Raw genomic sequence first — 22,171 nt, 5'->3', positions numbered from 1 at the left:
CAACATCTACGTCGTGTAAAACGCGGCGCTGTTGTCCCTGTACACCGTTACGCCTCTCACCCACCCAATACCCCCCCCCGGGTACACCGGGCCCGGGGGGGCGGTTTCGGTGGCCCAGCACCCATGGGAGCTACCGGAAGGCACTGCCCTGTTCGCGGTCGAGTGCCGTTTCGCTCTTGTTCTTCAACGCGAAGAGATACACGAGCAGCGATGCGAAGACGACAACGGTCGCGTACACGATGAACAAGGTCACCTGACCCCCGTTCTTTGCGGCCTGGTAGATCATCGGCGCGGTACCGCCGAACGCCGAATTCGCCAGCGCGTATCCCACACCTACGCCGAGAGCCCGGATATGTGACGGGAACAGTTCGGCTTTGACGATGGCGTTGATGGAGGTGTAACCGGTGAGGATGATGTAGCCGATACCGGTCACCAGCAGGGTCGCCGCGATCGAGGTCGCGTCCTGCAGGTAGGTGATCAGAAACCAGGTGTAGGCGACACCGCCGACGCCGAAGAACATCAGCACCGGTTTGCGGCCCACCTTATCGCTGATCATCCCGCCGACCGGCTGCAAGAGCATGAGGAAGATCAGACCGGTCAAGTTGATCCACGTGGCCGTCATACCGCGGTCCCCGAACGCGGTCTTGATCATGGCGGGAGCGTTCACGCTGTAGACGTAGAAGGCGAAGGTGCCGCCCATGGTCACCAGGAAGCACAGCAGCAGCGGACGCCAATGGTTGCCGACCAGCTCCCGCAGCGACCCCGATTCGGAATCCTCACCCCGCGCGACGGCCTCGAGCTGCTCTGCACTGAGCGATTCGTCCATACTGCGCCGCAGCCAGAACACGACCACCGCGGCGACACCGCCGATGAAGAATGCGATACGCCAGCCGTAATCGGAGATCTCCTGCTTGTCCATGAACAGTTGCAGCACCAGCAGGGTGAGCTGGGCGAGCACATGACCACCGACGAGAGTGACGTACTGGAAGGACGAGAAGAAACCGCGGCGTTCCCGGGTGGCGGCCTCGGACATGTAGGTCGCCGAGGTGCCGTACTCGCCACCGGTCGCGAAGCCCTGCACGAGCCGGCACAGGATCAGGATCACAGCGGCACCGACCCCGATCACCTCCCGGCCCGGCACGAGCGCGATCACCAGGGAACATGCGGCCATGAGCGAAACGCTGAAGGTGAGCGCCGCGCGCCGGCCGTACCGGTCGGCGTAGCGGCCGAAGAACCACGACCCCACCGGCCGCATGAGGAAGGTGACGGCGAAGATCGCGTACACGTAGACGGTGGAATTCTTGTCCGCCGAATCGAAGAAATGGCTTTCGAAGTACGAGGCGAACACCGTGTAGACGTAGACGTCGTACCACTCGACGAGGTTGCCGGACGAGCCGCGCAGTGTGTTCCAGACGGCGCGACGGGTCGCCGCGCGCGAAGATACCGGTTCGCCGGGTACCGCCGGGCCCGCGGTAGTGGTTTCGGACATTCGCGCTTCCTCCCGTTCACCAGTGCGCGCCGGCGTGCTGCCGGCGCCGCTGCACGATCAGTGTGCAGGCAGGAAGCGGGATTCGGAGCCGACTGCGGAATTTCCGGACAGCACGGGCCCACACTGCCGTGATCTCGCCGCCGGTACGGGTAGGTCGGTGTTCGGTTCACGATTACCGCGACGGGCGCGGCTATCGCGGGTCCGGCGCCGGTCCGGAGTATGCGAACCCGAGCAGACCGGACAGTTCGCGCAGGCATTCCTCGTATACGGGTTCGAGGTCGCTGTACGCGAAGTCCAATTGGCGCAGCACTTCCATGCACAGCAGGCCGTAGAGACGGATCCAGCAGGACAGGAACACGTGGGCAGCCTCGGGCGGTAGCCGGTTGTCGATGGTGGCGCAGTATTCCCGCAGTTGGGCGTGCAGCGATCCGGGAAGTTCGGTGGGCACCGGAAACGGCCGTTCCTCCCATAGTTCGACCGTCAGATCCAGCAGGACCCGTTCGAACCGCAATGCGGCCTGATGCCGGACCGACTCCGGCCGCCGCTGGGGCGCGCCGACCGGGCCGGCGAAGATCCAGCCGAATTCCGCCGGGTGGACGACCGCCCAGGAACGCATGGCCCGGCATACCGCCAGAATTCGGTCACCCACGGCGCGATCACCGGCCGCGTCGCGGGCATCCTCCATTTCGGCTGCCAGTTCGTCGAAGAAAGTGGCGGTCACCGCGCCGACGAGCTCCTCATGGCCGCTGTAGTAGTGGTACAGCGCGGGGCCGCTCATGCCCATCCGCCTGGCCACCCCGTTGATCGTGACCGCCCCGGACCCCTGTTCGACCAGTAGATCCCGTGCGGTCTGGTGGATTTCGCGCAGGGTCGCGGCGCGCAGCCTGGCCTTCCGGCCGCCGGCAGGCACGGTCATCCGCCCAGCCTCCTTTCGTCCTTGACATATTACACACTCTATGGATGCTTAATAGCATTAAGTAAACCGACTACCCCTAGGTTGAATTATGGTTGTGCTGTACTGGATTCCGGTGGCTTTGCTGCTGGTGACAGCGGTGTGGTGGTGGCAGTCTCGTAGGGCGCACCTGCGCGGGCGCCCGGCCCCGTTCACTGCGTCGTCCCAGAAAGACTCGGGCGAGGGGCGGCGGTCGTGAAAGCAGTTGTCGTCGGCGGCGGTATCGGCGGGCTCGCCACGGCTGCGGCCTTCCACCGGGAGGGCTGGGATATCGAAGTCCTCGAACGGGCCGCCGAATTCGCGGAAGTCGGCGCGGGCCTCACCATCCAGCCCAACGGATTACGTGCGCTGGACCTGCTCCGGATCGGAGATGTACGCGAGATAGGCCGGATCGTCGACCCGCCCTCGGGGATTCGCGCCGAGAACGGGACATGGCTCATCCGAAACGATGTCGGCGCACTGAAACACCGGTTCGGTCAGTGGGTGACGGTGCACCGCGCCGAACTGATCGAATTGCTGCTGACGGCGATTCCGGCGAATGCCCTGCGCCCCGGTGCCGAGGTCCGGCAGGTACACCCCGACGGTACGGTCACGCACACAGCGGGAACGAGCTCCGGCGACCTCGTCGTCGGAGCAGACGGCCTGCGCAGCATCACCCGCAGCACGCTGTGGCCCACCCGCCCGGAGCCCCGCTATGCGGGCTATACCACCTGGCGTTTCCTCATCGAGTCCCACACCGCGGCCGAAAGCGTGGAAACCTGGGGCAGTGGCGCACGTTTCGGCCAGGTCCCGATGCCGGACGGCCGCGTCTACTGCTATGCGATGGCGAACGCACCGGCCGGGTCCCGCAGGGGCGCCGCCGACCTGCGCGAACGGTTCCGCCGGTGGCACGACCCGATCCCGGCCCGGCTGGCGGCCGTCGAGGACGAGGCGCTGCTACAGCACGATACTTATGAGTTGCCGAGCCTGCCCAGCTTCGTGACCGGCCGGGTCGCGCTGCTCGGCGACGCCGCCCACGCCATGACCCCCAATCTGGGGCAGGGCGCCTGCCAGGCGCTCGAGGACGCGGCCACTCTCGCCGAGAAAGTCACCACACTCGGCATCGACACGGGTCTCATGGCCTACGACCGGGCTCGCCGAGCGCGCACCCGGATGGTGGCTCGCCGGTCCCGGCAGGCCGGCGCCCCCGCACACTGGACCAATCCGGTACTGACCGCTCTGCGCGACACCACTCTCCCGCACATCCCCGCCGCCGTATTCGGGCGTTCCATCACCCCCGCATACGCATGGCCTGCCTGACCCGATCCGAGGACACTCCCATGAAGTACTCCCGCACAACGCTCGCCGTGGTCGCGCTGATCACCATGGCCGGCGCCGTCCTGGCCGACCTGGTGGTCCCCGATCTGGCCGCACAGCACGCGTTCAACGACAACTGGCCGCCACACGCCAAATTCCACGATGCCCAGTACATGGTGATGACGGTGCTACTGGGCCTCGTCGGCCTCGCCCTGCTGCGCCGGGGACCGAATCTCCGTGGCCGGCTGCTGTGCGCGGCCGCGGTTCTCGCCACGCCTTGGATCGGGATGATCGCCGCGGCCGGGTTCCCCGGGACAGCCACCTACGACCCCGAATTCCGCGATCGGACACTGTTCGTCCTCGGACTGCACGGGCAGGTCTTTCTCGCGATCCTGCTGCTCACCGCCTTGGGCATCGCCGCGGTAGCGATATTCCGTACGGATGACACCGTCACGCGATCTCGCTGACCCGGGCAGCGGTACCGCCGCTCGGCCCAGCACAGCATTCGTCCGGAAACCCGCAGGGACGGTCTGCGTGCGTTGCGCGACGGAAGGAATCAGCCGCGCATCGCCGCTTGCATGGTCGCGACCACTCCACCGTCGACGAGCAGGTCGGTGCCGGTGACGAAGCTACTGGCTGGGTCGAGCAGGAAAGTGGCTGCGGCGGCGATATCTTCGGCGGTACCGACGCGACCGGCCGGCGAGCTGTCGACCATCTGCCGCATCCGCGCGCCCGATTCACCGGCCAATTCATCCTGCCCCATCGCGGTGGAGATCACGCCCGGACTGATCGAATTCACCCGGGCACCCGCCCGGCCCCACGCGCCGGCCGCGGCCTGCACACGAATAATGGCTCCACGCTTGGCGATCGGGTAGGCGTGCATAGGATGCAGCTCGGCTTCCGCGCTCAGGAACGGCAGATCGGCGAGTTCCGCGGTCGGTGTCGCGGCCAGGGCAGCCTCCTGTTCGGCGGTCAACTGCGCCATATGCCCGGCCATACTGGCGATCACGACACCGGCTCCGCCGCGGGCCATCCGCGGCCCGAATTCGTCCAGCACATAGGCCACCCCGCACAGGTCGACCCGCACGATCACCTCGGTGGAGGCGTGCACCGGCGAAACCCCCGCCGTGTGCACCAGATGCCGGATCGGCCCGGCTTCGGCGGCCGCGGCGGCGAGTGCCGCCACCGACGCCGGGTCCCCGGCGTCCACCTGCCGGGTACTCACCTCGAATCCCTGCTCGGTGAACTGCCCGGCCGTCTCGGCCAGCAGGCGTTCGTCGAAATCCGCCAGCAGCAGATGCCGGCCGCTACCGATCCGCGCGGCGATGGCGCGCCCCATTCCCCCGGCACCGACGACGACGCTGACCTCGCTGCTCATACCGATTCCTTCCGAGACTGTGACGAGTCGATCCGTACTGTAAGGCCATCGAGCCGGCGTTCACACCCGTGGCCGGTAGATACGCCCTTGGCTGGTCGCTGTGGCCCGCTGATCACCGTTCCGGTCGACGAGAGCCGCCTCGATCGTGGCGAGCTGTCCCCGGGTACTCGCCTTCGCTTGCAGCAGCGCCGCCTGAGGCGGGGTGGCGCCCCGTGTCCACGTGGCGGAAAGGTCCAGCGTCACCACGGCCGTGTCCGCCGGCTCAGCGCGCAGGACCGCGTCGACCAGATGCGCGTCGAGGAACATGATGTCGCTCAGCCGGCCGACCATCGAATCGGAGTGGGTCTCTTCGGGAACCGCCCACAGCGAAATGGAGTTGCCGCCGTCGCGGAAACCGGTTTCGAATTCCTCCAGCGAGACGGGATAGTCGACGCTACGGGCATGAAAACCCTTCAGAAAAGGTGCTACTTCGGCGATCCAAGGTATTTCCGGACAGGACTCCGGAGTAGGCACCCGCTCGGACGAACCCCGCCGAGCGCCTGCGGAAACCACACCCGCCGGAACTGACGGGTCACCGATGAGGTTCGGGTCGACGAACCAGCAGGAGGCCAGGACCACGGTCTTGCCGCCTCGGCCGACTCGGATCTGGCAGGCATCGGCGCTGCGCCCCCGGACCAGCGGCTGGACCTCCAGCTCGAGATCGCCGGGGGTGGCAACATTCGGGAAGAGCGCGTGAATGCTGTTGAGCTCGCGTCCGGACGACCATCGGAAGCCCGCCGAGGCGGCGAGAGCCGCTGTGTATCCGCCGAATCCTCTGCCGTCGAAGCAGAACGATTCCGGAAGGTAGGCCGCGAACCGGATTTCGGACTGCTCCTGCAGGGTGATGTCTCCGAGGGGCGTCTCGGTCGTGATGGTCGCCATCGGGGGATCATGACACCCGGTATCCGGAACAAGCCAGGGTTTACGTCGTATCGCCCGGCATATCGTTGCGGGCGATCCCGGATTCAGCCGGTGACCATCGGGACCACGTAAGTGCGGGCGAAGTCGCCGAGTTGTTCGTCGGATTCCAGCGGGACCAGGCCGGAGGGGCAGAGGATGAACGAATGCACCACCCGGCACACCAGTTCCGCGCGGGTGAGCAGGTCGGCCGGTTCGGCGAGCAGGCCGGAGTCGGCGGCGCGGCACAGGGCGGTGTGGGCGGCGGCAACCGACATGGCGAAGACCGGACCGCCTTCGATGGTGAGTTTTTCCAGGATTCGCTCCGGCTCCACGTCGAGCATGCGCCGGACGAGAACGTGCTCGCGCCACCGGGTGATGATGGTGACGAAGATATCGGCGATCATATCGTCGAGGCGGTCGTGGCGGGTGGATATGGCATCGACCTCGGTGAGTACCGCCGCCACCTCGCGACTGACCACGGCCTGGACCACATCGTCACGTGAGCCGACGCGACGGTAGATGGTGACGCGGTCGACGCCGGCCTGGCGGGCGATGTCCTCGATGGTGGTCTTCTTGACCCCGAACTCGCCGAATCTGATCAACGCCGCGTCCAGAATGCGGGCTTCGATACCATCCTGCAGCCCTGGGGACGAGGTGTACGCGGCGGACATGAGCTAACGCTAGCAAGAGCGCCGTCGGCGCAAACACCTATCGGCCAGGACGCAAACGCCTACCCTGCACTCGCAATATTGCAACATTGCCATTAATTCTGTTGCCGTGTAGATTCGCCGAATGGTGCAGACCACCCAAGCAGCCGCTTGTTTCACACCGGTGCGTCTTCCGTCCCGGCTATCGGGGCACAACTGATGGGCACCCAGGCACCGGCTCGCGGCCTACAGATGATCGGCGCGGCAGTGGACGCCTGCCGGTCGATATTCGTGACACATCGGCCGATATCGGTGCTGCCACGGTCGAAAATGCTCTGGCACAGCGGCTTCAACCGCCGGCTCGTCGTCGCGGCCATCCAGCGGGAAGCCGCCGATGTGGTCGCCGTGGTCCTGGTCGACCCCGAGGGAGACCCCTTACCGGCCTGGCTTCCCGGCGCCCACATCGACGTCTTCCTCCCCTCCGGCCGGCAGCGGCAGTACTCGCTGTGCGGGAATCCGCGCGACCGCTCCGCCTACCGGATCGCCGTACGGCTCATGCCGCACGGTAACGGCGGCTCGATCGAAATCCACGAAAACCTGCGCAGCGGAGATGTTCTCCGCGTCCACGGCCCCCGCCACACCTACCCGTTCGTCGATGCCGACCACTACCTGTTCATCGCCGGCGGTATGGGCATCACCGCGCTCCTGCCCATGGTGCGGGCGGCGGGGCAGCGCGGCACGCTGATCTACACCGGCCGCTCCGCCGACTCCATGCCGTTCCGCGACCGGGTGCCCGACGCCGAGATCCGGCCCGACGACGAATTCGGCAGCCCCGATATGGCCCAGCTACTCGCCCGTGCCGACCCGGGCACCGCGGTCTACGTCTGCGGCCCCCCACCGATGCAGGAAGCCGCGGCCCGTGTCCTACCCCGGGTGAACCCCACCTGTTCCCTGCATCTGGAACGTCATCAGGCGCCGCGAGCCCACCGTACGGTAGCCGCGAACCTCGCGGACGCATGAAAAAACCTCTGACCCGGTTCCCCGGATCAGAGGTTGTGGCGGTGGCGGAGGGATTTGAACCCTCGGAGGGGGGTTACCCCTCACACGCTTTCGAGGCGTGCTCCTTAGGCCGCTCGGACACGCCACCGCCCGTCACAATACCGGACCGGCCGCCGATCTTCTAAATCGGGCCTCGACCTGCGCTTACCCTCCGGGACGACGCTGGGAGCGGAAGAACGTGTCGAGCATCGCCGCGCATTCGTCCTCCAGGACTCCCCCGCGAACCTGTGGACGGTGATTCAGGCGACGGTCGCGGACCACATCCCACAGCGAACCCACCGCGCCCGTCTTGGGCTCCCACGCACCGAACAACAGCCGATCCACCCGGGCCGCGACGAGCGCGCCGGCGCACATCGTGCACGGTTCGAGAGTGACCGCCAGGGTGGTTCCGGTGAGCCGCCAGCCGTCGTCGTGGACCGCCGCGGCCCGCCGCAACGCCAGGACCTCGGCGTGCGCGGTGGGATCGCCGGTGACTTCGCGCGCGTTGGCGGCGCGGGCCAGTTCACGGCCCCGGCTGTCGAACACCACCGCACCGACGGGTACGTCCCGCGGATCCGCGGTGCGGGCGGCGGCCAGCGCCGCCCGCACCATCTCGGTATCGGAGAGCCCGCCGCCCACTTCAGCGCGGTAGTTTGTCGAGCACCGCGGAGAATTCCGAGGCGAACCCGAGCCGTTCGGCGATCATCGCGAGCTGCTCGTCGGGGTAGAGGTCGGTTTCGGCGAGGATCACACTGAATACCGGCTCGGGGAGACCCAGATCGGCCAGAATGCCGAGGTCACCTTCCTCCCACGGCTCGGTATCGTCCAGATCGTCGGGGTCGATATCGGGGATCTCGATATGCAGTTCCTCCAGGACATCGGCCGCGATGTCGTAGTCGATCGCCGCGGTCGCATCCGACACCAGCAACCGAGTGCCGCTGGGGGCCGGCCGTACCACGATGAAGAACTCGTCGTCGACGTCCAGAAGTCCGAAAACCGCACCGGATGAGCGGAGTGCTTTGAGCTCGTTCTCCGCGGCGGACAGTGTGGTGAGCGCGGCCGTGGTCAGCGGACTGCATTTCCATGTACCGTCTTCCCGGACAACGGCCACCGCGAACCCCTCGACGTCGTCGTAATCGTCCGACGTCGCCCTGTTCGTGCCCGAGCGCTGTGCTGCCATGGGCGCAACGGTAGTCGGCTGGAGGCCGTTAGATGAACTCGTATGCGAATCTGTTCCGGTGACGGCTGACAACCATACGGCGCTCTGTGTTCTCGGGACGGGTTTGATCGGCGGATCGCTGCTGCGTGCGGCGACCGCGGCGGGCTACACCGGCTGGGGATACAACCGATCGGCGCCGGGCGTGGCGGCCGCCCAGGAAGCGGGTTTCGACGTCTCCGCTGACCTCCCGGCAGTGCTGAGCCGCGCCGCCGAGACCGATGCCCTGATCGTGGTGGCGGTGCCGATGCCGGCGGTCGATCCGATGCTCGACGCGATCGCGCAGTACGCGCCGCAGTGCCCGCTGACCGATGTGGTGAGTGTGAAATCCCCGGTCGCGGCCGCGGTGCGCAGGTACGGCTTACAAGACCGCTATGTGGGCGGGCATCCGATGGCGGGCACCGCCGAATCCGGCTGGCAGGCCACCGATCCCGGCCTGTTCCAGGGTGCCGCCTGGGCGGTCGGGGTGGATCCGGGTACCGACCCGCACGCCTGGACACGGGTCACGCGGCTGGCCCTGGACTGCGGGTCGGTGGTGGTCCCGGTGATCGCCTCGGAGCACGACCGCGCCGTCGCCCGGATCTCGCATCTGCCGCATGTGCTGGCCGAAGCGCTGGCGGTGGCCGGGGCACGCGGCGGGGACCTCGCGCTGGGGCTGGCGGCGGGTTCCTTCCGCGACGGCACCCGGGTCGCGGCCACCGCGCCCGGCCTGGTGCGCGCCATCTGCGAACCGAACTCCGATGCCCTGCTCGCGGTACTGGACGAAACACTCGCCGCCCTCACCGAGGCTCGGGAGGCGCTCAGCGCGCGCACTTCGCTCGACGAACTCGCCGCCGCCGGGCACGCGGCACGGCAACGTTACGAATCCGCGCAACGCTGGGAGATCACCGATATCGAGCCGGGTGTGCCGGGCTGGCTGGAGAAATTGCAGGACGCCGGCCGGACGGGCGGTGTGATCACCCGCCTGGACACCGGGACAGAGCCGATCTGACCCGCCGTATCGGTTCGGCGGGACCCCGATGGCCGATGCCTCGACGCTCTGCGGAGTCCGAGAAGAGCGGTCAGATTCGCTCGGCCAGGCCCGGATAGTCGAGGACGAATCCGTCCGGATCTACGGTGAGCGTCGCACTGGACACCGGTGAGAGCACACTGATCCCGTCGCCCGCACTGCTGTAGGTGAGATCGGCTTCCTGCACCGTCAGATCCGGCAGGCTCACGTAGACCACGGGAACCTGGACGTCCTCCATCGCGTGCTGCAGACCGAAACGCCGGATCGGCAGCGTATTGAAGAACGGGCTCAGCACCACATCGGCGTCCAGCGCCCCACCGAAGGCCGAGCGGACATGGGCGCCGGTGGCGTCGATGAGCCAGTAGTTCTCCTCGTCGCGCGCGATCGACGCATGCCGTTCCCCGGCCGCGGTCGTACTGCGCAGCGATAACCGCCTGGTCGCCCCGTTCTCATCGGTGACCAGGTCATAGGAGGCGCTGAACGCGGGATGCTCCCCGCATCCTCCGCCGATGATGCGGCCGCTGGCCCGGATCCGGTTGCCGTTGAGGGTTACGCGAACCGATTCCATCCGCGAGGAGTCGTGCGAGCGCCAGGTGAGCACAGCGGGCCACCGCACCGGCTCCGGCACGGAGCCCGGACCAGGGGTTTCGTCGCTCGTTTCTGTCACGGGTCCCACCGTACGCAACCGACCGGCCGATACAGAGCTCCCACGGGGATGGATCAGTGCGTGCCTGTGCGACGCTGATCCACAACCGTGACGAAGTCCGGGTGGGCCGACACAATCAGTTGCTCGGTGGTATCGGTCAACCAGACGTCCGCGAAATAATCGGACCGCGTCCAGGCAACGATGCCGACAACCGCCGCAACGGGAAGACATCCGGGCACAACCGCCAAGGCCAGCGGCACAGCGAGCTGCTCCACACCGAAGACGACCGCGACCACGATCGCCACGACCGTCGCAACTATCGCCGACAACGCCAGCAAAGCAATGCGCCGGAACTTCCCGGCCTCGGATAGGCAGTACTCACAGGCCGGGCATTCGAAACGTAGACGCGCCTGGATGCCATAGTTCTGCTGCGGCCGCCAGGGCGGTTTGATGGATCGGAAGAACACCCCGATACTCGGCATCTCCGATCCCGGCAGTCCCTGGGAGTTCACCACGAAAGGCCGTCTTTCCACGGCCGGCAGACCGTGTTCGCTGCACATATCGGGCAGCGCCTCGATCAGTTTCAATTCCAGCGGCGCGCTCGAAAAAGCCGGCGCCCGGTCCGGATCGACCTCGGTGTCGAACAGCACCCTCGGTCGTCCGGTCACCGCAGCCACCCGTTCTTCCGGCGGTCACTGAAGTAGAGATCGTCTTCGTCCGGTTCATCAGGCGTAACGACCTGGTCCTTGTAGGACTTGCGTCGCGCCGGGGAGGTTGCCGCGGCGGGCGGCGCCGGTTGCGGTGCAATCGGTGGTTGGGGTGCCGGTTCGGCCGACCGGGGCGGTGTGGACCACTCCGGCGGCTGGTTGCGGAGCTGGTCCAGTTGGGCTTGCCCCTGCGCGGCGAGCCGCTGCCGTTCGTCCTCGGGCATATCGGCGAACTGCTGCATAGCTGCGGGCATGGTCCGATCCAGGACGGTGTTGAACGCATCGCTGCGCATCAATTCGCGGGCGCTGCCCCGGCCGTCGAGGATGGCGCGGATCTGATTCTTCAGCTGTTTATCCGCCGTCCCGGCCATGATGACCTGGAGTGCCTTGGAGAGTTGACGCGATACTGCGACGTCGCCCCGTGCGAGATCATGTATCGGCTCGGGTGCGCTCATATCAGGCTCCGGCTCCGGGGTGGTCGTAGGATTTCTGTGGCAGGGCAGTCAGGTCGCCACCTTGGATGGCACCTGCACCCGCATAGACGAGCCCGGCGATCCCTTCCAAGCCGATGTAGATCGACGAGAACGCCGCGACGATCAGGCCGAACTCCTCGATGACTTTGAGGGTGCTCAACGTGGCCGCCGCGACCAGCGCAGCAGTCGCGACGGCGCCGACACCCGTCGCTGCGGAAACCTTCACCGCGGCCCATTCGATGATGGCGACGGCCGCCAGATCCAACACGGTCTGTACCGAATCGCCGATCGTCTTCGCTCCGTAGTACGCAGCGTTCGCGAAGTTCTTGATCTCGTCGGCAATCGTGTTCAGCGAATCGACCTGTGCCGCGACCGCGGTGGACAGCTCCGCGAAGTAGGACTGAGCGCTCGTCGCCGCGTTGCCGTCCCAGGTCGTGTCCACGGCCTTTGCGGCTTTCTCGATCTCGTCCGAGAAGCTCGAACTGTAACCGGCCAGATTCTCGACGGCCTTGCCCGCTTTCTGCAGGGCCTCCCAATCACCGGAGATCTTTTGTGCGAACCACTCCACCGGGTCCACGCCGAGTACGTTCTTGCTCCACGTGCACGCCCAATAGGTCGGCGAGATCTCGTTGGCGGTGATCAGGAATTCGAACTTGTCGTTCATCGGGTCTTCGAGAGCGGGCTCGGCCAGCTTCTCCGCAGGTGTCCCGGCCATTATTTGCCGCCCGGATAGGTGCGATCCAAGGCGGCAGCGTTCGTTGTGTCTGTGGTCCGGTACATCTGGGCCACGGCCGTCAGTTCGGTCGCCGCTGCTTCGGAAAGATTGCCCAGCGTCTCGTAGTTCGGTTTGAGCTTGTCGTACGCCTCGCTGATAGCTCCGAGCCCGAGGCGGATCAGTCCACCGTCACCCCACACAGTGTTGTCCACCCGCAGCCATTTATCGATGTATGCGATGGCGTTCGCGTTCTCGTCCGCCAGCTTCTTCAAGCTCGCAGCGAATTTGTCGACCTCATCAGGATCGACCTCGAGCTCTTCGGCCATGGGACCCCTCCCTTCAGCGGCGCTCCCACACCGCACTCTGCATCGCAAACCCTGACACAGCCGGGTACGAACGGCAAGCAGTCGTGCGCAGAACTCGAACGCCCTACTCCCGGCCACTGTTGCCGAACGATCCCCGCAGCGATCGGCCGTACCCGAGGTGGCTGGCGGAGACGGAGGGATTTGAACCCCCGGTCGCTCTCACGACTCTCGCTTTCAAGGCGAGTGCATTCGGCCGCTCTGCCACGTCTCCAGGACCTCGATGTTAACCGATACACCCGCCCGGAACCGAAATCCGGCGGGGCTACCCGTTGGCGACCGATTCCCGGGTTCAGCGGGGGACGGCGAGCAGGTCCCGGGTGATTCCGGCGAGGTCGGCACAGCCGGACAGACCCATGGCGGAATCGAAATCGGCAAGCAGTAACCGCAGTGCGTGCCGCACACCGGGCGCCCCGGCGATACCGAGGGCATAAGCCCAGGGGCGGCCGTAACAGACGGCTTTGGCGCCGAGGGCCAGCGCGGTGAGAATATCGGAGCCGGTGCGGATACCGGAGTCGAAGAGCACATCGGCCCGGTCACCGACGGCCGCCACGATCGGGCCCAGCGCATCGAGGGCGGCGATCGAGTTATCGATCTGGCGGCCACCGTGGTTGCTCACCAGAACACCGTCCGCGCCGGCATCGACGACCAGACGGGCGTCGTCGGGGTGCAGAACGCCCTTCACCGCGATCGGCAGATCGGTCCAGTCACGCAGTTTCGCCAGGTCGGCGGGTCGCAGGGTGTGGTTGCCGAACAGACCCACCCAGGTGAGGATCGCCATCCGCATGGCGTCCTCGCCCTCCTCGGGCGGAGCAGGCAGCTTGGCACGGAAAACCGGATCGGACAGGTAGTTCGCGATACCTTTGCCCAGCAGGAACGGCAGATGAGCGAGTTCGAGGTCGCGGGGGCGCCAGCCGAGCGACGGTGTATCCACGGTGACCACGATCGCCCGCGCACCGGCCCGCTCGGCCCGCTGGACGAACGACCGGGCCAGCTCGTCGTCGGCCGGCCAGTACAGCTGGTACCACCAGTCCCCCGCCACTTCGCCGACTTCCTCGATGGTCGACGAGGACGCCGTGGACAGCACGCTGCCCACGCCGAGTTCCTTGGCGACCCCCGCCACCACGACCTCACCTTTTTCGTGCAGCAACTCCAGCACCCCGACCGGCGCGGTGAGTACCGGCGCGGCAAGTTTCGTGCCGAGGACCTCCACGGCGGTATCCCGGGTGCCCGGGCCGCTGGTACCGCGCAGCATGCGCGGCACCAACCGGAACCGTTCGAACGCTGCAAGATTCGCAGCGGCGGTGCGTTCACTGGACGCACTACCGGCCACGTACGCGAAGGCGCGCGCATCGAGCAACTCCCGGGCCCGGCTCTCGAACCCGTCCGCCGTCATCGGCAGTTCGGGCACCGCCCCGCCCATCCCCTGGAGGTAGATCTCGTTCTGGAAGTCGATGAAGCTGCTCACGCACGCACACGCTAGCCCCGCCGGGCCGATCCAGGGCGCATATGGGCGAGTACCTTGCTCTGCCGCCGCACCCACCACCACCCGGCCCGCAGCTACGCACGGCACCAACTGTGATCGCGCGACCGGGCCCCGCACTGGTCGAGCCAGCGCCGCATCCGGCGCCGACCGCTCACTCCGCGCGATGGCCGCCACATACGTGACAGTCCCACCACGGTCGCGGCCCGCTACTCAGGCCCGAACGCGATTACATGCGCCGAGAGGCTGCGGCTGGGGCGCCCTCCCTGGTCACGCCGCGTCGGCCGGAACCCGACGTGGGCACAGACCTGAGCGGCCAGGGCTGTTCGTCGCTGAGCCCGGGCATCAACCTTCGCCGACGCGGGCGGCGTACACGGTCGCGGTCACCGTTTCGACCTCGCTGCGGGTGCTGACGGCGCCACCGCGCAGACCTCGCCCTGTGAGGTCGCCCCGTACCACCGCAGTGGCTGACTCGCCGACAGGTCCGCAAGACCCTGTTCGGTGGTCGCTGTTGCACTATGGGGCGATGCGCGCGATCAATTTGAACGGTTTCGGTGGGCCCGAGGTGATGGAGTGGTCGGAAGCACCCGACCCGGTCCCCGGGCACGGTGAGGTGCTGATCGAGGTGGCGGCGGCCGGGGTGAACCGGGCCGATCTGCTGCAGCGCCGCGGCTTCTACGCGCCGCCGCCCGGGACGACTGCGGTCCCGGGACTGGAATGTTCCGGCGTTATCGCGCAGGTCGGCGACGGTGTCCGCGAATGGTCGGTGGGCGACCGGGTATGCGCGCTGCTCTCCGGCGGCGGTTACGCCGAAAAGGTCGTCGTGCCCGCCGGGCAGGTGCTGCCGGTACCGGACGGCCTGGATCTGGCGGCGGCGGCCGGGCTCCCCGAGGTGGCCGCGACGGTCTGGTCGAACCTGGTGATGACCGCCGGTCTGCACTCCGGGCAGCTACTGCTCGTGCACGGCGGTGGTAGCGGGATCGGCACGCATGCCATCCAGGTGGCGCGGCAGCTGGGCGCCCGGGTCGCGGTGACGGCGGGCTCGGCGGCCAAACTCGAACGCTGCGCGGAACTCGGGGCGAACGTTCTGATCAACTACCACGAACACGATTTCGTGGAGCTGATCCGCGCCGAGCACGGTCTGGGCGGGCCGGGCGCCGATATCATCCTCGACAACATGGGCGCCGCGTATCTGGGCCGCAATGTCGAGGCACTGGCCCTGGACGGTCAGGTCGTGGTCATCGGGATGCAGGGCGGGGTGAACGCCGACCTGAACCTGGGTGCGCTGATGGCCAAACGGGGCACGGTCCGCGCGATCAAACTGCGCGACCGCCCGGCCACCGGCCGCGGCAGCAAGGCCGACATCATCGCCGAGGTGCGCGCCCATGTCTGGCCGCTGCTGGAGAAGGGGGAGATCGTCCCGGTGATCCACGCCGAGGTGCCGGTGGCCGAAGCGGGCCGCGCGCACGAAAAGCTCGACGAGCACGAGACATTCGGCAAGGTGATCCTGCGAGTGGGTAGCTGATCCGCCGGCGCCGCGGACCTCAGCCGAGGGAGGCGAGCGCCCGGCCGAACAGGTCGATCTCGCGCCGGGTGGTGTACGGCGCGAGACCGATCGTCACCGCACCGCCTTCGTCGTTGACGCCCAGCGCGTCCAGCAACCGGCTGCCACCGTGCGAACCGGCGAGCACGGCGATCCGCTTATCGGCCAGTTCGGCCGCGATCTTCTCCGCCTGCATACCGTCGATGGTGAAGCTGACCGTAGGGATGCGGGTGGATGCCCGGCCGATCACGGTGAGACCACTGATCTTGTCCAGGGTGCTCATCAGATGATCGAACAGCTGGTCGTGGTAGTCCTGCAGGGAGGTCACCGAAATCTCGAGCCGTTCCCGCCGGGTCCCGTCGGCGCGTTCGTCCAGCCCGGCCAGATAGTCGATCGAGGTGGTGAGCCCGGCCAGCAGTGCGTACTGGTGCCCGCCCACCTCCAGCCGTTCGGGACCCTTCGCGTACGGATTCAACGCCATGGACGGGATCCGGTCCAGGAACGCCGGGTCCCGGAAAACCAGCGCCCCGACCTGCGGCCCGCCCCAGCTCGGACCGCTCAGCGCGACCACATCGGCGTTCAGGTCTTCGATATCGATCAATGCGTACGGCGCCGCTCCCACCGCATCGGCGACCAGCAGCCCGCCGACCTCGTGGACCCGTTCCGCGGCGACCCGCACCGATGGCGCCGACCCCACGATCGGCGAAGCCGCCGTCAGCGCGACCAGCCGCGCGGTGGGTCCGATGAGCTCCTCGAACTGCCAGGCCGGCATTTCACAGGTCTCGATCTCCACCTCGGCCCAGCGCACATGCGCGCCGTACCGGTTGGCGATCCGCAGCCACGGCGCGACGTTCGCCTCGTCGTCCAGGCGCGACAGGACGATACCGGTACCCAGGCCCAGCCGGGAACTCAATGATTCGGACAGCCAGGACAGCAGGACCGCGCGGTCGGGCCCCAGGACGACGCCGCTCGGGTCGGCGCCGACGAGATCCGCGACAGCCACCCGGGCGTCGTGCAGGATCTCCGCGCTGCGCTTGGCGGCACCGTGGCGGCCGATATGGGTGAAAGACGACGAGCGGAACCCGGTCGACACCGCGCGCGAGACAGAATCCGGAACAAGCATGCCCGCCTGCGGAGCCAAGTTGATCCAGCCGTCGGCCAGGGCGGGAATCAGTCCCCGGACCCGCGCGACGTCGTAAGTCATGCAGGCCACTTTAAGGCCAGCGGCCTCCGCCCGGTAACCCTGGTCCGGCCCAGTGCGCCAGACTTGCTGCCCGCGCGACCCACACTACGACCACCGGCTTTAGCGCGTTTGCCACGAACACGACATGATGGGGAGCATGACGCAATCGGATGACGCATCGGATCCCGTTGTCGTGATCGGCCCAGAAGGCCGCCCGCTGGTGTTGCCACCGGGTGCCGCGTCGAACGCGTCGTATTCCGGCGGGGAGAACTCCACGGGCGACGAGGCCGAGGGCGACCGCACCGAAACGCTCGCCGATATGGTCGAACAGCCGGCCAAGGTGATGCGGATCGGCACCATGATCAAACAGCTGCTGGAGGAGGTGCGGGCGGCCCCGCTCGACGACGCCAGCCGCACCCGCCTGGCCGAAATCCACAAATCTTCCATCCGGGAACTGGAGCAGGGGCTGGCCCCGGAGCTGCGCGAGGAGCTGGAACGGCTGGCGCTGCCGTTCAGCGAAGACGCCGTGCCCTCGGACGCGGAACTGCGGATCGCGCAGGCGCAGCTGGTGGGCTGGCTCGAAGGTCTGTTCCACGGCATCCAGACGGCGCTGTTCGCCCAGCAGATGGCCGCGCGCGCCCAGCTCGAACAGATGCGCCAGGGCGCCCTGCCACCGGGTATCCATGCCGGTGAGGGCCGTGGCGGCCAGCAGGGCCACTCCATCGGGGGCACCGGGCAATACCTCTGAACGCGGTGGTGTATATGCCAGGCGTTACCGGATCGTATTGCCGGGGTAGTGTCGTGCACCGTGCCTGCAGCTTCCGCTCGCCCCGACCTGGTAACCCCTGAAGATCCGGCGAGCACCGACGAGAGCTCGGTGCGCGCCGACCACACTCCCGCCGCAGATGAGAAGCCCGTGAGTTCCGAGCAGACCCCGGTAGCCGATACCGATATCGCCCAGGTGGCCGCCCCGGCACCGATCGAGCCCGATTCGCAGTCGTGGGCTCGCGCCTGGCGTGATATCCGCGACGGCTTCGGGCAGCGCGAACTATGGCTCTCGCTCGGCTGGCAGGACATCAAACAGCGCTATCGGCGTTCGGTGATCGGCCCGTTCTGGATCACCATCGCGACCGCCGTACAGGCCACCGCCATCGGCATCCTGTACGCGGCGCTGCTCGGTCAGCCGCTGCAGGAATACCTGCCCTACGTCGCGGTGGGCCTGATCGTGTGGAATGTCATCAACGCCTCGATCCTCGAGGGCGCGGATGTGTTCATCGCCAACGAGGGCCTGATCAAACAGCTACCTTCGGCGCTGAGCGTGCACGTATTCCGGCTGGTGTGGCGGCAGATGCTGTTCTTCGCCCACAACCTGCTGATCTATATCGTGGTCCTGGCGCTGTTCGGGGTCTGGCGCGATCTGCACTGGACGGCGATCGCCGCGGTGCCGGCGCTGATACTGCTGTTCATGAACGCCATGTGGGTTTCGGTGCTGTTCGGTATCTTCAGCACGCGCTACCGCGATATCGCGCCCATCCTCGGCAGTATGACGCTGATGCTCTTCGTGCTGACGCCGGTGATGTGGAGCACCAAGAGCCTCGAGGCCCAGGGCGGCGAGGTCGCCGAACGGGCCCGTGTGGCCGAAGTGGTTCCCACCTACCACTACCTGGAGATCGTGCGCGCGCCGCTGCTCGGCGACGACCAGAAGCTGTACCACTGGGCGATCGTCGGCGCGATCACCGTGGTGGGCTGGATCGCGGCCGCGATCGCCCTGAAGAAGTACCGTTCGCGCGTGCCCTACTGGGTTTAGGAGTCAGCCGGTCATGACCGATCAGGTGAGTATCGAAACCCGCGACGCGTGGGTGGAGTTCCCGATTTTCGACGCGAAATCGCGGTCGCTGAAGAAGGCGTTTCTGGGCAAGGCGGGCGGTTCGATCGGCCGCAACCAGTCCGATGTGGTGGTTGTGGAGGCGCTGCGTGACATCACGCTGTCGCTGAAGGAAGGCGACCGGGTGGGCCTGGTCGGCCACAACGGCGCCGGTAAATCCACCCTGCTGCGACTGCTGTCCGGTATCTACGAACCCTCGCGCGGCAGTGCGCGCATCCGCGGGCGGGTGGCGCCGGTGTTCGATCTGGGTGTCGGGATGGACCCGGAGATCTCCGGGTACGAGAACATCATCATCCGCGGCCTGTTCCTCGGGCAGACGCGCAAGCAGATGATGGCCAAAATCGACGAGATCGCCGATTTCACCGAACTGGGCGAATACCTGTCCATGCCGCTGCGCACCTATTCGACCGGTATGCGGGTCCGGCTGGCGATGGGCGTGGTGACCTCCATCGACCCCGAAATCCTGCTGCTGGACGAGGGTATCGGCGCGGTCGACGCGGAATTCATGAAGAAGGCCCGGATCCGGCTGCAGGAACTGGTCGCGCGCTCGGGCATCCTGGTTTTCGCCAGCCACTCCAACGAATTCCTCGCCCAGCTCTGCGATAGCGCGATGTGGATCGACCACGGCCAGATCCGGCTACAGGGCGGAATCGAAGAGGTGGTCCGCGCCTACGAGGGGCCGGACGCGGGTAATCATGTGGCGACGGTATTGCGCGAACTGGAGGCCGAGAAGGCCGGTGGTTCCACCGCCGGTGCCGGTGCGCCCGAGTCACAGCCGGCCGACGGCGAACGAGAACTGGAGAAGAACCAGGTATGAGCGAGTCAGGCCCGGAGGGGGCGGCAAAGCGTGCCGACGCGGAGCCCTCGCTCACGCCCGATGCACCGAGCACGATCGAGCCGGGCGGCCATGAACCCGCGCTCCCGGTACCGCCGGAACAAGAGGCAGCTGTTGCGGCCGAGCCGACCTCGGTTACCCAGAAGGTATCGCCCGCTGCTGTGCCGGTGGACCCCACCGCAGCGGTACTGCCCGCGGTCGATTACAGCGCGGAGGCGACCGTTGTCGCCGTGGTGGTGACGCATAAGCGCCGTGATCTGCTCGCCGAATCACTGAAAGCTGTGGGGACCCAGTCGCGTCCGGTCGATCACCTGATCGTGGTCGACAACGGGAACGAGGGCGAGGTGGCCGAACTGGTCGCCGATCAGCCGGTGCCGACGACCTACCTCGGTTCGGCGCACAACCTCGGCGGTGCCGGTGGTTTCGCGCTGGGCATGCTGCACGCGCTGAGCCTGGGCGCGGACTGGGTGTGGCTGGCCGATGACGACGGCCGCCCCGACGGGCCGGAAGTTCTTGCCACGCTGTTCGATTGCGCCCGCCGCCACGAACTCGTGGAGGTATCGCCGGTGGTGTGCGATATCGACGAACCCGACCGGCTGGCCTTCCCGCTGCGCCGCGGTCTCGTGTGGCGGCGGCGGCGCTCCGAGCTCGGTGACGACGATTTCCTGCCGGGTATCGCCTCCCTGTTCAACGGCGCGCTGATCTCGGCGCAGGCCGTGGATGTGATCGGCGTACCGGATCTGCGGTTGTTCGTGCGCGGTGACGAGGTGGAGGTCCATCGGCGCCTGGTTCGCTCTGGATTACCCTTCGGCACCTGCCTGCAAACCGCCTACTTACACCCGAACGGTGCCGGCGAATTCAAGCCGATCCTGGGCGGGCGTATGCACACCCAGTACCCCGACGACCCCGTGAAGCGTTATTTCACCTATCGCAACCGCGGGTATCTCATGTCCCAGCCGGGTATGCGAAAGCTGCTGCCGCAGGAATGGATTCGTTTCTCCTGGTTCTTCCTGGTAACCCGCCGGGATCCGGCCGGGTTACGCGAGTGGTTCCACCTGCGCAGCCTCGGGCGCAACGAGCAATTCCAGAAACCGGATTAGTCCCGGAACGCCCATACGCCTCATATCGGTCAACCGATTCGCAATAGGGGTTGACGGCGGATGCGAGAGTTTCCTCCCCAGCAGGTAGGTTCGGCTGGCAATCAGCATGATTCGGGAGGAGATCGATGAGTTACCCCGGCGGTCAGCCGCCTCAGGGAATGCCCGCACCCGGCCAGTATCCGGCGCCGCAACCACAGTTCGCGCCGCCGGCGCCGCATCCGGGCGGGCAGCCGCAGCAACCAGGGGGACCACAGGGGCAGCAACAGTGGGGTGTGCCGCCGCAGGGATTCGGGCAGCCTCCCGGGCAACCGCAATACCCGAGCAGTCCGCAACCCCAGCCGGTGGGGCAACCACAGTTCCAGAGCGGACCGTACCCGCAGCCGGGGCAGCCGCCGGCACAGTTCGGGCCGGGTGGGCAGCCCGGGCCGTACGGTCAGCAGCAGCCGGGGCAGCCGGCGCCGAACGATCCGCCGGGCATCACGGTGGACTGCTCCTACACACCCATGGCCTTCCTGCTGGCCATCACCAAACCGAAGATTTTCGTGAACGGGCAGCAGGTGCCGAATACGCGCTGGGGCGCGAACCATATCCCGGTCGGCGCCGGTAACTATCACCTACGCGTGGCGACGCCGTGGTTGTTCGATATGGGTCCGGCGGAGGCCCCGGTTCCTGTTCAGCCAGGGCAGGCGGTCCGCTACTACTACCGGACGCCCGCGATCATCTTCATGAACGGCGCGATCGGGCCGGTACCGCAGAAGACACCCGGCATCGTGGTGATGTACGTGCTGTGGGCGTTCATAGCGCTCATGTTCGTGCTCAATATCGCCGTGATGGCCTCGATGTGAGTTGACGCGACGCGCTCGGCGGACCGATACCGGCCCGCCGAGCGCCTACGTGTATCCAACACCCGCGTGATGCCGTGCCTGCGCCGAATCACCGCACGCCCGTAAGCCGAATGCCGCGCGATGCGGCGGAATCCGCGCGATCCGAGAGTCACAGCTCCCGCTCACCGGAGCACTGCCAGGATCGGCCGGAAACTCTCGAAACGGGATGAGGCGGGGGGGCACGGCCCGCCTGACCTGCGAGGATCGCGCACCCCCTGGGCAACGCACGGCCGGTTGCCTAGGCTCGGATCGCATGCGCCGACCATGTGGTGAACCGCTGGGCGGCGGCCGCTACGACAAAAGGGGCAGGGTATGACGGCAACGGGAGACAAACCACTGCGCGGGCGGACGATGATCATGTCCGGCGGCAGCCGGGGCATCGGCCTGGAGA

General features: G+C 67.1%; 24 protein-coding genes and 2 tRNA genes. 10 read left to right on the top strand and 16 right to left on the bottom strand.

All coding sequences use genetic code 11. The annotated features are described in order from the left end of the window. Positions 1 to 130: 130 nt before the first annotated feature. Together QH196_RS07595 and QH196_RS07590 are read right to left on the bottom strand one after the other, a co-directional pair. Positions 131 to 1,489, bottom strand: coding sequence for an MFS transporter (locus tag QH196_RS07595; RefSeq protein ID WP_280415041.1), 1,359 nt, complete (start codon positions 1,487 to 1,489; stop codon positions 131 to 133). Between the two features lie 190 nt (positions 1,490 to 1,679). Then, positions 1,680 to 2,405: a TetR/AcrR family transcriptional regulator gene (locus tag QH196_RS07590; RefSeq protein WP_280415040.1), complete on the bottom strand. Its 726-nt coding sequence runs from the start codon at positions 2,403 to 2,405 to the stop codon at positions 1,680 to 1,682. Between the two features lie 231 nt (positions 2,406 to 2,636). On the opposite strand from QH196_RS07590, the gene QH196_RS07585 reads away from it, so the two are divergent. Both QH196_RS07585 and QH196_RS07580 read left to right on the top strand, forming a co-directional pair. Further along, positions 2,637 to 3,740, top strand: coding sequence for an FAD-dependent monooxygenase (locus tag QH196_RS07585; protein WP_280415039.1), 1,104 nt, complete (start codon positions 2,637 to 2,639; stop codon positions 3,738 to 3,740). 20 nt (positions 3,741 to 3,760) lie between these two features. After that, positions 3,761 to 4,204 (top strand): DUF6640 family protein, encoded by a 444-nt coding sequence (locus tag QH196_RS07580; protein WP_280415038.1) that lies wholly within the window; start codon positions 3,761 to 3,763, stop codon positions 4,202 to 4,204. Between the two features lie 89 nt (positions 4,205 to 4,293). Here the strand turns inward: QH196_RS07580 and QH196_RS07575 are convergent, their stop codons facing one another. The 3 genes from QH196_RS07575 to QH196_RS07565 all read right to left on the bottom strand — a co-directional run bounded on the left by QH196_RS07575 (position 4,294) and on the right by QH196_RS07565 (position 6,725). After that, the gene (locus QH196_RS07575; protein ID WP_280415037.1) at positions 4,294 to 5,115 is read right to left on the bottom strand and encodes an SDR family oxidoreductase; all 822 of its coding nucleotides are present in this window, start codon (positions 5,113 to 5,115) and stop codon (positions 4,294 to 4,296) included. A 60-nt stretch (positions 5,116 to 5,175) separates the two neighbouring features. Beyond that, complete coding sequence (locus QH196_RS07570) at positions 5,176 to 6,036, bottom strand: acyl-CoA thioesterase domain-containing protein (protein ID WP_280415036.1); 861 nt, start codon at positions 6,034 to 6,036, stop codon at positions 5,176 to 5,178. A gap of 83 nt (positions 6,037 to 6,119) precedes the next feature. Continuing rightward, positions 6,120 to 6,725 (bottom strand): TetR/AcrR family transcriptional regulator, encoded by a 606-nt coding sequence (locus QH196_RS07565; RefSeq protein ID WP_280415035.1) that lies wholly within the window; start codon positions 6,723 to 6,725, stop codon positions 6,120 to 6,122. Between the two features lie 195 nt (positions 6,726 to 6,920). On the opposite strand from QH196_RS07565, the gene QH196_RS07560 reads away from it, so the two are divergent. Next, complete coding sequence (locus QH196_RS07560) at positions 6,921 to 7,721, top strand: ferredoxin reductase (protein ID WP_280415034.1); 801 nt, start codon at positions 6,921 to 6,923, stop codon at positions 7,719 to 7,721. Between the two features lie 36 nt (positions 7,722 to 7,757). Here the strand turns inward: QH196_RS07560 and QH196_RS07555 are convergent. The 3 genes from QH196_RS07555 to QH196_RS07545 all read right to left on the bottom strand — a co-directional run bounded on the left by QH196_RS07555 (position 7,758) and on the right by QH196_RS07545 (position 8,919). Beyond that, positions 7,758 to 7,848, bottom strand: a tRNA-Ser gene (locus tag QH196_RS07555). Positions 7,849 to 7,904: 56 nt separating this feature from the next. After that, entirely contained in the window at positions 7,905 to 8,351 is a 447-nt protein-coding gene (locus QH196_RS07550) for a nucleoside deaminase (protein ID WP_280415044.1), read from the bottom strand. Between the two features lie 28 nt (positions 8,352 to 8,379). Further along, complete coding sequence (locus QH196_RS07545) at positions 8,380 to 8,919, bottom strand: tRNA adenosine deaminase-associated protein (RefSeq protein ID WP_280415033.1); 540 nt, start codon at positions 8,917 to 8,919, stop codon at positions 8,380 to 8,382. Between the two features lie 58 nt (positions 8,920 to 8,977). Here QH196_RS07545 and QH196_RS07540 point away from each other — a divergent pair, with 58 nt between their 5' ends. Next, positions 8,978 to 9,946 (top strand): prephenate dehydrogenase, encoded by a 969-nt coding sequence (locus QH196_RS07540; RefSeq protein ID WP_280415032.1) that lies wholly within the window; start codon positions 8,978 to 8,980, stop codon positions 9,944 to 9,946. Between the two features lie 70 nt (positions 9,947 to 10,016). Here QH196_RS07540 and QH196_RS07535 read toward each other — a convergent pair whose 3' ends face one another. From QH196_RS07535 to QH196_RS07505, 7 genes are all read right to left on the bottom strand, one after another. After that, positions 10,017 to 10,631: a putative glycolipid-binding domain-containing protein gene (locus QH196_RS07535; protein ID WP_280415031.1), complete on the bottom strand. Its 615-nt coding sequence runs from the start codon at positions 10,629 to 10,631 to the stop codon at positions 10,017 to 10,019. A gap of 53 nt (positions 10,632 to 10,684) precedes the next feature. Then, positions 10,685 to 11,278, bottom strand: a complete 594-nt coding sequence (locus QH196_RS07530) for a hypothetical protein (RefSeq protein WP_280415030.1) — start codon at positions 11,276 to 11,278, stop codon at positions 10,685 to 10,687. Beyond that, positions 11,275 to 11,772: a hypothetical protein gene (locus tag QH196_RS07525; RefSeq protein ID WP_280415029.1), complete on the bottom strand. Its 498-nt coding sequence runs from the start codon at positions 11,770 to 11,772 to the stop codon at positions 11,275 to 11,277. The genes QH196_RS07530 and QH196_RS07525 overlap by 4 nt, the downstream gene beginning before the upstream one ends. A gap of 1 nt (position 11,773) precedes the next feature. Then, positions 11,774 to 12,505 (bottom strand): WXG100 family type VII secretion target, encoded by a 732-nt coding sequence (locus QH196_RS07520; protein ID WP_280415028.1) that lies wholly within the window; start codon positions 12,503 to 12,505, stop codon positions 11,774 to 11,776. After that, positions 12,505 to 12,831 (bottom strand): type VII secretion target, encoded by a 327-nt coding sequence (locus QH196_RS07515; RefSeq protein ID WP_280415027.1) that lies wholly within the window; start codon positions 12,829 to 12,831, stop codon positions 12,505 to 12,507. Before QH196_RS07515 ends, QH196_RS07520 begins: the two co-directional genes overlap by 1 nt. 162 nt (positions 12,832 to 12,993) lie before the next feature. Further along, positions 12,994 to 13,081: transfer RNA gene (locus QH196_RS07510), tRNA-Ser, on the bottom strand. Positions 13,082 to 13,159: 78 nt separating this feature from the next. Then, positions 13,160 to 14,335, bottom strand: a complete 1,176-nt coding sequence (locus tag QH196_RS07505) for a lactate 2-monooxygenase (protein WP_280415026.1) — start codon at positions 14,333 to 14,335, stop codon at positions 13,160 to 13,162. A 541-nt stretch (positions 14,336 to 14,876) separates the two neighbouring features. Here QH196_RS07505 and QH196_RS07500 point away from each other — a divergent pair. After that, positions 14,877 to 15,875 (top strand): NAD(P)H-quinone oxidoreductase, encoded by a 999-nt coding sequence (locus QH196_RS07500; protein WP_280415025.1) that lies wholly within the window; start codon positions 14,877 to 14,879, stop codon positions 15,873 to 15,875. A gap of 19 nt (positions 15,876 to 15,894) precedes the next feature. Here the strand turns inward: QH196_RS07500 and QH196_RS07495 are convergent, their stop codons facing one another. After that, positions 15,895 to 17,097 carry a cysteine desulfurase-like protein gene (locus QH196_RS07495; protein ID WP_280415024.1) on the bottom strand — a complete coding sequence of 401 codons (1,203 nt, stop codon included), beginning with the start codon at positions 17,095 to 17,097 and terminating at the stop codon, positions 15,895 to 15,897. Between the two features lie 136 nt (positions 17,098 to 17,233). Between QH196_RS07495 and QH196_RS07490 the strand changes: the two genes are divergently transcribed. From QH196_RS07490 to QH196_RS07470, 5 genes are all read left to right on the top strand, one after another. Next, positions 17,234 to 17,824: a bacterial proteasome activator family protein gene (locus QH196_RS07490; protein WP_280415023.1), complete on the top strand. Its 591-nt coding sequence runs from the start codon at positions 17,234 to 17,236 to the stop codon at positions 17,822 to 17,824. Between the two features lie 204 nt (positions 17,825 to 18,028). Next, positions 18,029 to 18,883 (top strand): galactan export ABC transporter permease subunit Wzm/RfbD, encoded by an 855-nt coding sequence (gene wzm, locus QH196_RS07485; RefSeq protein ID WP_280415043.1) that lies wholly within the window; start codon positions 18,029 to 18,031, stop codon positions 18,881 to 18,883. A gap of 13 nt (positions 18,884 to 18,896) precedes the next feature. Beyond that, positions 18,897 to 19,778 carry a galactan export ABC transporter ATP-binding subunit Wzt/RfbE gene (gene wzt, locus QH196_RS07480; RefSeq protein WP_280415022.1) on the top strand — a complete coding sequence of 294 codons (882 nt, stop codon included), beginning with the start codon at positions 18,897 to 18,899 and terminating at the stop codon, positions 19,776 to 19,778. Between the two features lie 206 nt (positions 19,779 to 19,984). Further along, entirely contained in the window at positions 19,985 to 20,896 is a 912-nt protein-coding gene (gene glfT1 / locus QH196_RS07475) for a galactofuranosyltransferase GlfT1 (RefSeq protein WP_280415042.1), read from the top strand. Positions 20,897 to 21,021: 125 nt separating this feature from the next. After that, a complete protein-coding gene (locus QH196_RS07470) occupies positions 21,022 to 21,741 on the top strand; it encodes a hypothetical protein (RefSeq protein WP_280415021.1) in 720 nt (239 codons plus the stop codon). Positions 21,742 to 22,171: the final 430 nt, after the last annotated feature.

Origin of the sequence: Nocardia carnea, from assembly GCF_029868325.1 — a bacterium.
Taxonomy (GTDB): domain Bacteria; phylum Actinomycetota; class Actinomycetes; order Mycobacteriales; family Mycobacteriaceae; genus Nocardia; species Nocardia carnea_C.
Note: the sequence above shows the minus strand (reverse complement) of the source record. Positions and strands in the feature narration are given on the sequence as shown.